12 protein-coding genes and 1 riboswitch are annotated in these 10831 nt (G+C 72.4%); of the genes, 8 read left to right on the top strand and 4 right to left on the bottom strand.

The genetic code is table 11. The annotated features are described in order from the left end of the window. Positions 1-49: 49 nt before the first annotated feature. Together nadD and OO014_RS18110 are read right to left on the bottom strand one after the other, a co-directional pair. Positions 50-727, bottom strand: coding sequence for a nicotinate-nucleotide adenylyltransferase (gene nadD / locus OO014_RS18115; protein ID WP_272463728.1), 678 nt, complete (start codon positions 725-727; stop codon positions 50-52). Then, the gene (locus OO014_RS18110) at positions 724-966 is read right to left on the bottom strand and encodes a hypothetical protein (RefSeq protein WP_272463727.1); all 243 of its coding nucleotides are present in this window, start codon (positions 964-966) and stop codon (positions 724-726) included. Before OO014_RS18110 ends, nadD begins: the two co-directional genes overlap by 4 nt. 142 nt (positions 967-1108) lie before the next feature. On the opposite strand from OO014_RS18110, the gene OO014_RS18105 reads away from it, so the two are divergent. Further along, positions 1109-2179: a glycosyltransferase family 2 protein gene (locus tag OO014_RS18105; RefSeq protein ID WP_272463726.1), complete on the top strand. Its 1071-nt coding sequence runs from the start codon at positions 1109-1111 to the stop codon at positions 2177-2179. A gap of 8 nt (positions 2180-2187) precedes the next feature. Here the strand turns inward: OO014_RS18105 and OO014_RS18100 are convergent, their stop codons facing one another. Together OO014_RS18100 and OO014_RS18095 are read right to left on the bottom strand one after the other, a co-directional pair. Continuing rightward, complete coding sequence (locus OO014_RS18100) at positions 2188-2883, bottom strand: class I SAM-dependent methyltransferase (protein WP_272463725.1); 696 nt, start codon at positions 2881-2883, stop codon at positions 2188-2190. A 67-nt stretch (positions 2884-2950) separates the two neighbouring features. Next, the gene (locus OO014_RS18095) at positions 2951-4234 is read right to left on the bottom strand and encodes a glutamate-5-semialdehyde dehydrogenase (protein WP_272463724.1); all 1284 of its coding nucleotides are present in this window, start codon (positions 4232-4234) and stop codon (positions 2951-2953) included. Positions 4235-4443: 209 nt separating this feature from the next. Next, positions 4444-4555: riboswitch (TPP riboswitch) on the top strand. On the opposite strand from OO014_RS18095, the gene thiE reads away from it, so the two are divergent. From thiE to thiC, 7 genes are all read left to right on the top strand, one after another. After that, positions 4551-5237 carry a thiamine phosphate synthase gene (thiE, locus tag OO014_RS18090; RefSeq protein WP_272463723.1) on the top strand — a complete coding sequence of 229 codons (687 nt, stop codon included), beginning with the start codon at positions 4551-4553 and terminating at the stop codon, positions 5235-5237. (Overlaps the previous riboswitch by 5 nt.) Then, on the top strand, positions 5234-6442 hold the full coding sequence (thiO, locus tag OO014_RS18085) for a glycine oxidase ThiO (RefSeq protein WP_272463722.1): 1209 nt from the start codon (positions 5234-5236) through the stop codon (positions 6440-6442). The genes thiE and thiO overlap by 4 nt, the downstream gene beginning before the upstream one ends. After that, on the top strand, positions 6439-6639 hold the full coding sequence (thiS, locus tag OO014_RS18080; RefSeq protein ID WP_272463721.1) for a sulfur carrier protein ThiS: 201 nt from the start codon (positions 6439-6441) through the stop codon (positions 6637-6639). Before thiO ends, thiS begins: the two co-directional genes overlap by 4 nt. A gap of 1 nt (position 6640) precedes the next feature. Next, the gene (locus OO014_RS18075; protein WP_272463720.1) at positions 6641-7453 is read left to right on the top strand and encodes a thiazole synthase; all 813 of its coding nucleotides are present in this window, start codon (positions 6641-6643) and stop codon (positions 7451-7453) included. Then, on the top strand, positions 7450-8232 hold the full coding sequence (locus tag OO014_RS18070) for a thiamine phosphate synthase (RefSeq protein ID WP_272463719.1): 783 nt from the start codon (positions 7450-7452) through the stop codon (positions 8230-8232). The genes OO014_RS18075 and OO014_RS18070 overlap by 4 nt, the downstream gene beginning before the upstream one ends. After that, positions 8229-9095 carry a bifunctional hydroxymethylpyrimidine kinase/phosphomethylpyrimidine kinase gene (gene thiD, locus OO014_RS18065; protein ID WP_272463718.1) on the top strand — a complete coding sequence of 289 codons (867 nt, stop codon included), beginning with the start codon at positions 8229-8231 and terminating at the stop codon, positions 9093-9095. The genes OO014_RS18070 and thiD overlap by 4 nt, the downstream gene beginning before the upstream one ends. Then, positions 9092-10804 (top strand): phosphomethylpyrimidine synthase ThiC, encoded by a 1713-nt coding sequence (gene thiC, locus OO014_RS18060; RefSeq protein ID WP_272463717.1) that lies wholly within the window; start codon positions 9092-9094, stop codon positions 10802-10804. The genes thiD and thiC overlap by 4 nt, the downstream gene beginning before the upstream one ends. Positions 10805-10831 lie beyond the last annotated feature (27 nt).

Below are 10831 nucleotides of genomic sequence, written 5' to 3'. Positions count from 1 at the left end.
GCGGCGTCCGCAGCAGCCTTGGCGAGCTGCAGGGCATGGGATGTTGCTGTCACTGGTCTCCTTGCGACGGGACTGCCTCGGGCAACGCCGAGGCGACGCCCAGGCGGAGCGGCTCGACGGGGGGCGCGCCACACGGCGCCCCGGTGTAGAGGCAGTACTTGTTGATGTACTGGACGACCCCGTCGGGCACGAGGTACCAGACCGGCTCCCCGGCGGCCACCCGCGCGCGGCAGTCGGTCGAGCTGATCGCCATGGCCGGGACCTCCTGGAGCGTGACCCGGTCCTCGGGAAGGCCCTTGTCCGACAGGAGGTGACCCGGACGGGTCACGCCGATGAAGTGGGCGAGCTGCCAGAGGCGGTCGGCATCTTTCCAGCCGAGGATGTCGGCCAGCGCGTCGGCGCCGGTGATGAAGAAGAGCTCGTCGTCCGGCAGCTCGGCGCGCAGGTCGCGCAGGGTGTCGATCGTGTAGGTGGGCCCCGGCCGGTCGATGTCGACCCGGCTCACCGTGAAGCGCGGGTTGGACGCCGTCGCGATGACCGTCATCAGATAACGGTGCTCCGCCGGAGACACCTCGGCGTGCGACTTCTGCCAGGGCTGTCCGGTGGGGACGAAGATGACCTGCTCGAGGCCGAACAGCGCCTGGACCTCGCTGGCCGCCACGAGGTGGCCATGGTGGATGGGGTCGAAGGTCCCACCCATGACCCCGATGCGGCGGCGCGTGCTCAGTGGTGCGTCCCCTCCACGTGATCGGGGTGACTCGGGTGGCCCTCGATCTGGATGCGACCGTGCTGGTCGACGTGGGTGGACATCGGCACCTTGTGGGCCGTGTTGCGGAAGGTCCACGTGACGCCGAGGGCCACGAGGAAGAGGGCGAAGGTGATGAGGAAGTAGGCGATGAACGGCATGGGCAGTTCGCGCGTGGCTTCCTCGCCCTGCGCGACCAGGGTCAGGACACGATCAGACATGCGGCACAGCGTACCGTCCGACCCCCGCCGGACAGGAGCGCCCGTCCGATCGATGTCGACGGGGTGCCGCGGCCCGGGGAAACGGGCCGGGCGCGACTGTGCGCCGCCGCGGCCACCCACGCCGGGCCGTAGGCTGGAGCCCATGGTCCCCGAACTGTCCGTCGTGATCCCCATGTACAACGAGGAGGACGTGCTGCCGCTGCTCGTTCAGCGCCTGCGCCCCCTTCTCGACGGCATGGGCGTGACCTACGAGGTCGTCGCGGTCGACGACGGCAGCAAGGACCTGACGCCGGCCCTCCTGCACCGCCACCACCGCGAGTGGCCGGCCCTGCGGGTGCTGCGGCTGCGCGCCAACGCCGGGCACCAGGCGGCCATCTCGGCCGGGCTGGCCGCGGCCCGGGGCGCCTACGTCGTCACCCTCGACGCCGACCTGCAGGACCCGCCCGAGGTCATTCCCGAGATGCTCGAGGCGGCCCGGCGCGACAACGTCGACGTCGTCTACGGCGTGCGCAACGACCGCTCCACCGACACGTGGTTCAAGCGCGTCTCAGCCCAGACCTTCTATCGGTTCATCCGGGTGATGTCCGGCACGTCGGCCCACGCCGACGCCGGGGACTTCCGGCTGATGTCCCGGGCGACCGTGGACGCGGTCAACAGCCTGCCGGAGCACAACCGGGTCCTGCGGTTCGTGGTGCCCGCGCTCGGTTTCCCTTCCGACACGGTGGAATACAAGCGCGAGGAGCGCGCGGCGGGCTCCACGAAGTATCCGCTGATGAAGATGATCCGGCTGTCGGTCGACTCACTGACCGGGATCTCGACCGCTCCGCTGCGGCTCGCGACGATCGCGGGCTTCGTCGGTGCGGTGTTCGCGATCCTGCTGATCATCTACGGGCTCGTGGCGCGAGCGCAGGGCCACACCGTGGCCGGTTGGACGTCGACCGTCGCGATCGTCGCAGGAGTGGGCGCGGTGCAGCTCGTGTGCGTCGGCATCCTCGGCGAGTACATCGGCCGGATGTACGCGCAGCTCCAGGGCCGCCCGACCTACTTCGTCGCCTACGACTCCCTCGCCGAGAGCTCGCCCCGGCACGGGCCGACCGACACCCCGCTGCCGGCCACCCCGCGCGAGGAGCACATCCCCACCCAGGGCGTGCGGCGGGACCAGGACGGGGCGACGAAGGCACCGGCGCCCGCCAACCCGGCTCCGCTGGGCTGACGCCTGGCTCAGCCTCGCGGCCGGGCCTTCACGAGCAGGCTGACGCCGGGCAGCGTGCCCACCGGCAGGTACCGCTCAGCGGTGATGATGGCCCGCAGACCGGCGTTGACGACGGGGTGCAGGTCCTCGAGGTCCGAACCGGTGGACGACCGCCGCCGCAGAGCCACGACGGGCCGCAGCAGGACGTTCCAGGAGCGGACACTGTCGATGGCGAAGCCGCCGCGCTCCAGCAGTGCGAGCAGCTCGGGCCGGGTGTAGCGGCGCAGGTGATGGACGGCCTCGTCGTGGGCCGACCACAGCTTCGGGTCGGCGGGCACGGCAACCAGGTAGGCCCCGGTCGGCTTGAGCACGCGGTGGACCTCGCTGACTGCCGCGTCATCGTCGGCGAGGTGCTCGAGGATGTCGAAGGCGACGACGAGGTCCAGCGAGTCGTCCGCGAGCGGCAGGCTCGTCGCGTCGGAGCGCAGCACGGGCAGCCCGCGCTCGTGCGCCACTTCGGCCCCCTCGGCGCTGTACTCGAGCGCGGTGGCCTGCCACCCGGCCCGGTGCAGCACCATCGTGTTGCCGCCCCCGGCTGCGCCGATGTCGAGGGCCCGGCCCGGGGTCAGGTCACGGATCGCCTCCTGGAGCAGGTGTCGCCGCTCCCGGTACCACCAGTGCTGTCCCTCGAGCTGCGCGAGCTTGCGGACCTCAGTGCCCTCCATGGCGCGCCATCATGCCAGTGCGCAGTCCCGGCCCGGCGCACTGGTGGGTGCGAGTGTCACGACGCAGTCAGCGGACCTGGCCGTCGCCCTCGACGATCCACTTCGTCGTCGTGAGCTCCGGGAGGGCCATCGGGCCCCTGGCGTGCAGCTTCTGCGTGGAGATGCCGATCTCCGCGCCGAAGCCGAACTCTCCACCGTCGGTGAACCGCGTGCTCGCGTTGACCATCACGGCAGCGGCGTCAACCTCTGCGGTGAAGCGGCGCGCCGCAGCCCGGTCCTCCGTGACGATGGCCTCGGTGTGCCCGGAGCCGTGTCGACGGATGTGCTCCATGGCGGCGTCGAGGTCGTCGACCACCGCGACGTTCATCTCGAGGGCGAGCCACTCCGTGTCGAAGTCATGCTCCGACGCCAGCTCGTATGCCGCTGAGCTGGCTTCCGCATAGGGCCTGACCTCAGGCGTGACGTGCAGTTTCACGCCCGCGTTGGCGAGGTCGGTGAGGGCCTTGGGCAGGAAGTCGGCGGCGACGTCCCGGTGGACGAGCAGGGACTCTGCGGCGTTGCACACGCTCGGCCGGTGCGTCTTCGCGTTGAAGGCGATCGCGATGGCCTTGTCGAGGTCGGCCGCCCGGTCCACGTAGACGTGGCAGACGCCGACGCCGGTCTCGATGACCGGGACGGTCGACTCTCGCACGACGGTCTGGATGAGGTCCGCTCCGCCGCGGGGGATGACGAGGTCGACCCGGCCTCGTGCCGTCATCAGGGCCCGGGCGGCGTCGCGGCCGCCCTCCCCCAGCAACGTGATGGCGTCCTCGGGCAGCCCTTGGGCGGCGAGCGCGAGGCGGAGGGCGATGACGGTCGTCCAGTTCGTCGCGCCGGCAGCGGAGCCGCCGCGGAGGATGACGGCGTTACCGGACTTGAGGCCGAGCCCGGCCGCGTCGACCGTGACGTTGGGGCGGGCCTCGTAGATCATGCCCACGACCCCCATCGGCACGCGCACCTGACGGATCTGCAGGCCGTTGGGCAGCGTTGAGCCGCGGACGATCTCGCCCACCGGGTCGGGCAGGGCAGCGATGTCGCGCAGTCCCTGTGCGGAGGCGGCAACGCGCTGCTCGTCGAGGCGCAGCCGGTCCTGCAGGGCCTCGCTCATTCCTTGGGCACGGCCGCGCTCGAGGTCCTGGGCGTTGGCCTGGAGGATCTGCGGGGTCGCGGCGACGAGGGCGTCGGCGAGGGCGTGGAGGGCAGCGTCCTTCTCGGCGCGGCTCAGCTGGGCCAGCCGGCGGGAAGCGACGCGGGCGCGGTCGGCGAGCTCGTTGACGTGCTCGACGACCGCGGGGTCGATGGTGGTGGACATGCTTCAAGGGTAGGCGTCCCGCGCCGCACTCCCGTCCCGCCTCCACTCGGGTGGCCCCGCCATCCACACCCGTGCCCACGACCTCCACTCGAGTGGCCCCGCCCTCCACACCCGTGCCCACGACCTCCACTCGAGTGGCCCCGCCCTCCACAAAGGACACGCGTGGACCCCCCGGGATGCGGACCACCGACGGGGTCGCTATGGTTGCCACCGTCCTTCACGGGAGTCCGGCGCACCGGGCTGAGAGGGGGCTGACGCGGCCCCGACCGTCCCAACCTGATCCGGATCATGCCGGCGCAGGGACCAAGGAGTTGCGATGACGCAGAACCACCGACCGTTTCCCCGGTTGCACGTCCTCACCGACACCCGCGATGGCCGGGACCCGCTGCCCGAGGTGCGGTGCGCGATCTCAACCGGCATGGCGGCCATCCAGGTCCGTGCCAAGGACCGGACCGACCGTGAGGTCTTCGCCCTCACGACGGCGGTCCTCGAACTGGCCCGCCCCGCAGGCACCCTCGTGCTCGTGGACGACCGGGTCGACATCGCCCTGGCCGCCGGGGCCGACGGCGTCCATCTCGGAGCGAACGACCTCCCCGTCGCGGCGGTGCGGCGGTTGACGCCGAACGGCTTCATCGTCGGCGCCACGGTCCGCAACCCAGAGATGGCTCGCGCCGCCGAGGCGGACGGCGCCACGTACCTCGGAGCCGGCCCCGTCCACCCGACGGCCACCAAGCTGGGCCTCCCCGATCCCCTCGGACCGCACGGCATCGCCGCCCTCACCGCAGCCACCGCGCTCCCCGTCATCGCGATCGGAGGTGTCACCCCACAACGCGTCTCCGATCTTCGCGCTGCCGGCGCGCACGGCGTGGCCGTCGTCACCGCCCTTTCGGCGGCCGCCGACCCCGCCGCTGTCGCAACGGCGCTCGCCGCGGCCCTCGACGGTCCCCCCGGCCAGCGCCGCCCCGTTCCGGTAGCTCAGCACCGGGACGAGGTGCGGGCATGAGCACCACGCGCCCCCTGAGCCGGCACCCGGTCCTCGTGGAGTCAGGGGTCTCCACGAGGACTCGGGTCGCCATCGTCGGCGGAGGCATCATCGGCCTGGCCAGCGCCTGGCAGCTGCTTCGTGCGGGCTGCGCCGTCACGGTGCTCGACCCGAGCGTGGGCGGCGGCGCGACGAACGCAGCAGCCGGCATGATCACGCCGTCGAGCGAAGCCACCTTCGGGCACGAGGCCCTCCTTGCCGCCAGCATCGCGTCTGCCGCGCGCTGGCCCACCTTCGCCGAGCAGCTCTCGGCTGACTCCGGGCTCCCGGTCGAGCTGTGCCGTGAAGGCACGCTCTTCGTCGCGGCGGACCACGACGACGAGCTGGTCCTGGCCCGGCAGGCGCGCCTCCTCGAGCGGCACCACCGCAGCGTCGACCGGCTCCCGAGCCGAGCTGCACGGCGCCTCGAGCCGGCCCTGTCGCCCCGTCTGGCCGGCAGCCTCCTCATCGAGGACGAGTCGTCCGTCGACCCGCGGCAGGTGGCGCAGGCGCTGCGGGTGGCCATCACCCGCCTCGGCGGCGAGTTCCGGCGGGTGCACGCCCGTCCGCAGCTGCGGGCCGGGCGGGTCATCGGCGCCGTGCCGGCATCCGAGGCGGCCTGCCCCGACGGCGGCGGTCCGTGCCACGCGGACGTCACAGTGCTCGCGGGCGGCTGGGCCACGACGGACCTCGCAACCGGCCTTGGCCTGCACGTCCCGATCCGTCCGCTGAAGGGCCAGGTGCTGCGGCTGCGTCCCGCGGCACCCGACGTGCTCCACCGTGTCGTGCGAGCCTCCGTCCACGGCCGGTTCGTCTACCTCGTGCCGAGGAGCAGCGGCGAGGTGGTGGTGGGGGCGACGAGCGAGGACGTGGGACCGGACGCGAGTGTGACCGCCGGGGCGGTGCACGACCTGCTCCACGACGCCATCGAGATCGTTCCCGAGCTGTCCGAGGCCGTCCTCGTCGAGTCCTTGTCGGGGCTGCGCCCGGCCACTCCGGACAACCTGCCGATCGTGGGCGCGGTCGGCATCGATGGACTCGTCGTCGCCGCCGGGCATGGACGCGACGGCATTCTCCTCGCGCCCCTCACCGCTGAGGCGGTGCTCGCGGAGGTGCTCGGCCAGCCGTCTCCCCAGCACGCGGACCACTTTGCCCCGCAGCGCTTCTCCAGGACGGAGGGTCCATGAACGTCATCGTGAACGGGGAGGAACGCCTCGTCCCGCCCGACACCACCGTGGCCGGGCTGGTGGCAGCCCTCGACCTGCCGAGCCGCGGGATCGCCATCGCCCTCGACCGCGTCATCGTGCCGCGCTCCCTCTGGGCCTCCGAGCGGCTCAGCCCGGGCGCCGAGGTCGAGATCGTCACCGCGATGCAGGGAGGCTGACGTGTCCCGAGCCACCGATCAGCCGACCGGCCAGGCGACCGCCCCTGCGGATGTGCTGACCATCGACGGCACACCGCTCGGGTCCCGCCTCATCCTGGGCACGGGCGGTGCCACGAGCCATGCCAGCCTCGAGTCGGCGATCCGGGCCTCCGGCACCGAGCTCGTCACGGTGGCCCTGCGCCGCGTTCCCAAGGACGGCGTCGGCGGGCTCCTCGACCTGCTGGCGTCGTGCTCGGTGCGCCTGCTCCCCAACACGGCAGGCTGCCGCACCGCCCGCGACGCTCTGCTCACGGCCCGGCTGGGGCGCGAGGCCCTCGAGACCCACTGGGTCAAGCTCGAGGTCATCGCCGACGACCGCACCCTGCTGCCGGACGTCGTGGAGACGATCGACGCCGCCGAGGCGCTGGTCCGTGACGGCTTCGTCGTCCTCCCCTACACGACGGACGACCCGATCGCAGCCCAGCGCCTCGTCGACGTCGGGTGCGCGGCGGTCATGCCGCTCGGCGCGCCGATCGGCAGCGGCCTCGGGATTCGCAACCCCCATGCCATCGAGCTGATCCGCGACCTCGTCGACGTGCCGGTCATCCTCGACGCAGGGATCGGCACGGCGTCCGACGCCGCGCTCGCCATGGAGCTCGGCTGCGATGCCGTCCTGCTGGCCACGGCCGTCACCCGGGCCGAGGACCCGGAGGCGATGGCCCTGGCCATGCGGCATGCCGTCGAAGCAGGCTGGCTGGCGCGCCGCGCCGGCCGCATTCCGATGCGCCGACTGGCGCTCGCATCCTCGCCCACGGAGGGGCTGGTCGAGTCGTGACTCCGTCGCCCGCGGGCCGGGTCGGGCCCGATCCGGCCGACCGGCCAGTCCGGGGTCTGGTCATCGCGGTCACGGACCGGTCGCAGCTGCCCGCCGGCCGGTCCGTCCTGGACGTCATCGGCGCCGTGCTCGACGGCGGCGCCCATGGCGTGCTCGTCCGGGAGCGCGACCTGCCCATCGAGGAGCGCGCGGCCCTCGTCGCCGCGGCAGGTCAGCTCTGCGCCGCGCACGGGGCGCTCCTCCTCGTCGCCTCCCCCCTCCCCCTGATTCGAGGTGATGGAGCGATGTCGGGGCCGATCGATCACATCGACTCGGCGCGGTGGGTGCTGCAGCTACGTCGCGACGAGCCCGTGCCGGCCGACCTCCACCGGCCCACCACGTGGGTGGGGCGCTCCTGCCACGATCTGGCGGAGCTGCGCCGCGCCTGCGACGAGCGCCTCGACCTCGTGACACTCTCCCCCGTCGCAGCGTCGGCCTCGAAGCCCGGTCACGGGCCCGCACTCGGCACGGCCGGCGTGGCCGACCTCATCTCCACAGTCCGAGCGGAGTACGTCCGGACCCCGGCGATCCTCGCCCTCGGGGGCGTCGACGAGGTGAACGCCGGCTCCTGGGTCAGGGCCGGTGCCGACGGCGTCGCCGTCATGGGTGCCCTCATGCGCGCCGAGAACCCTGAGGCGGCGATGCGTGCGGTCCTGAAGTCGGTCAGCGAGTCGGTCAGCGAATCGGTCAGCGAATCGGTCAGGGAGTCAGCCACGGCGGCAACGAGGTTCGTCCAGTGAACACGCCACCGGTGGCGCTGACCATCGCGGGCTCCGACAGCGGGGGCGGCGCCGGCATCCAGGCCGACCTCACCACCTTCGCGGCGCTCGGCGTCCACGGCGCGAGTGCCGTCACCGCGATCACCGTGCAGGACACGACCGGCGTCCACGACATCCATCCGGTTCCCGTCGGTGTCGTCCTCGCCCAGATCGAGTGCGTCCTCAGGGACCTCGCACCCGCAGCGGTCAAGGTCGGCATGCTCGGCCGGCCGGAGCTGTCCGAGGCCGTCGCCCGAGTCGCCGCGGCTGGTCGCCTGCCCCGCCTCGTCGTCGACCCGGTCCTCGTGTCGACGAGCGGCCACTCACTCGCGGCCGACGGGGTGGTCGCCACGCTCCGGGAGCAGCTGCTCCCGCATGCTCACCTCGTCACGCCCAACACCGACGAGGCGGCCGCTCTCCTGGGGACCGTGCCGGCACGGTCCGTCGATGAGCAGGCCGACCACGCCGGCGCCCTGCTCGCCTTCGGCTCGCGCGCCGTCGTCGTCACCGGCGGCACCGTCCGCACCCCGGACGGCACCGAGCGGGTCGACGTCCTCGCCGGCCCTGCAGGCACCGTCGTGTTCCGGTCCCCGGAGATCGCGACGGACAACGACCACGGCACCGGCTGCACGTTCGCCTCGGCCGCCGCCGCCTTCCTAGCCCGGGGCCACACCACTCACGACGCTGTGCTGTCCGCCCGGGGCCTCGTGCGGCACGCCCTGCGCACGTCCGCGCCCTGGCGACTCGGCTCCGGCCGCGGCCCGGTCGCCCACACCCGCACCACCTGCTTCGAAGCCACCCCTGACCCCACGAACGCCCCCCACAGCCAAGGAGCCCCACGATGACTCAGGCCAACCCCGCGCGGAGCAAGGTCTACGTGCCGAGCCAGCCCAGCGGCATACCGGTGCCGTTCACCGAGGTGACCCTCGCGGACGGAAACGCGCCCTTCCGCCTCTACGACACGTCCGGTCCGGGCAGCGTGCCCGAGGAGGGGCTCGCGCCGCTGCGCTCCCAGTGGATCGCCGAGCGCGGCGACGTCGAGATCTACGACGGCCGCGAGCGCAACCTCGCCGACGACGGCCGCTCTGCCGTCCGCCGTGGCGAGGCGTCCCGCGAGTGGCGGGGCGAACGCCGAGCGCCCTTGCGCGGCAAGGCCGGCCAGCGGCCGACCCAGATGGCGTACGCCCGCGCCGGCGTCGTGACCAAGGAGATGGAGTTCGTCGCGGCCCGCGAGCGCTGCGACGTCGAGCTGGTCCGGAGCGAGGTGGCGGCCGGCCGCGCCATCATCCCGAGCAACGTCAACCACCCCGAGAGCGAGCCGATGGTCATCGGCCGGCGCTTCCTCGTCAAGATCAACGCCAACATCGGCAACTCGGCCGTCACGAGCTCGATCGCCGAGGAGGTCGAGAAGCTCACCTGGGCGACCCGCTGGGGCGCCGACACCGTCATGGACCTCTCGACGGGCGACGACATCCACACGACGCGTGAGTGGATCGTGCGCAACTCCCCCGTCCCGATCGGCACCGTCCCGATCTACCAGGCCCTCGAGAAGGTCGACGGTGACGCGTCGAAGCTGTCCTGGCCCGTCTTCCGCGACACCGTGATCGAGCAGTGCGAGCAGGGCGTCGACTACATGACGATCCACGCCGGCGTGCTGCTGCGCTACGTGCCGCTGACGGCGCAGCGGATCACCGGCATCGTCAGCCGCGGCGGGTCGATCATGGCCGGCTGGTGCCTGGCCCACCACGAGGAGAACTTCCTCTACACCCACTTCGACGAGCTGTGCGAGATCTTCGCCCGCTACGACGTCGCGTTCAGCCTCGGCGACGGCCTGCGCCCCGGCTGCACCGCCGACGCCAACGACGAGGCCCAGCTGTCCGAGCTGCGCACCCTGGCCGAGCTGACGAAGCGCGCGTGGGAGTTCGACGTCCAGGTCATGGTCGAGGGGCCGGGCCACGTGCCGCTCAACCTGGTCAAGGAGAACGTCGACCTGCAGCAGGACTGGTGTCACGGCGCGCCGTTCTACACGCTCGGCCCGCTCGCGACCGATGTCGCGCCGGGTTACGACCACATCACCTCGGCCATCGGCGCCGCCCACATCGCCTGGCACGGCACGGCGATGCTCTGCTACGTCACGCCCAAGGAGCACCTCGGCCTGCCCAACCGCGACGACGTCAAGACCGGCGTCATCACCTACAAGCTGGCCGCGCACGCCGCCGACGTCGCCAAGGGCCACCCGTACGCGCGGGACTGGGACGACGCCCTGTCCAAGGCCCGGTTCGAGTTCCGGTGGGAGGACCAGTTCAACCTCTCGCTCGACCCCGACACGGCGCGGGCCTTCCACGACGAGACGCTGCCCGCCGAGCCGGCCAAGACCGCCCACTTCTGCTCGATGTGCGGGCCGAAGTTCTGCTCGATGCGGATCAGCCAGGACGTCCGGCGGTATGCCGCTGAGCGCGGTCTCGCGGAGTCCGAGGCCGTGGGTGCCGGGCTGGCCGAGAAGAGCCGGGAGTTCGTCGAGCTCGGCCGTTCCGTCTACGTCGAGGCGCCCTGACCCCTCCCCTCCGCCCCGCTCTCCCCC

The organism is Intrasporangium calvum, from assembly GCF_028446585.1.
Classification (GTDB): Bacteria; Actinomycetota; Actinomycetes; order Actinomycetales; family Dermatophilaceae; genus Intrasporangium; species Intrasporangium calvum_A.
Note: the sequence above shows the minus strand (reverse complement) of the source record. Positions and strands in the feature narration are given on the sequence as shown.

Excerpts from the sequence above, each read along its gene's own strand:
- OO014_RS18110 (WP_272463727.1), bottom strand. The coding sequence starts at position 966 with ATGTCTGATCGTGTCCTGACCCTGGTCGCGCAGGGCGAGGAAGCCACG.
- OO014_RS18095 (WP_272463724.1), bottom strand. The coding sequence starts at position 4,234 with ATGTCCACCACCATCGACCCCGCGGTCGTCGAGCACGTCAACGAGCTC.
- thiS (WP_272463721.1), top strand. The coding sequence starts at position 6,439 with ATGAACGTCATCGTGAACGGGGAGGAACGCCTCGTCCCGCCCGACACC.
- OO014_RS18105 (WP_272463726.1), top strand. The coding sequence starts at position 1,109 with ATGGTCCCCGAACTGTCCGTCGTGATCCCCATGTACAACGAGGAGGAC.
- thiC (WP_272463717.1), top strand. The coding sequence starts at position 9,092 with ATGACTCAGGCCAACCCCGCGCGGAGCAAGGTCTACGTGCCGAGCCAG.
- OO014_RS18100 (WP_272463725.1), bottom strand. The coding sequence starts at position 2,883 with ATGGAGGGCACTGAGGTCCGCAAGCTCGCGCAGCTCGAGGGACAGCAC.
- thiO (WP_272463722.1), top strand. The coding sequence starts at position 5,234 with ATGAGCACCACGCGCCCCCTGAGCCGGCACCCGGTCCTCGTGGAGTCA.
- thiE (WP_272463723.1), top strand. The coding sequence starts at position 4,551 with ATGACGCAGAACCACCGACCGTTTCCCCGGTTGCACGTCCTCACCGAC.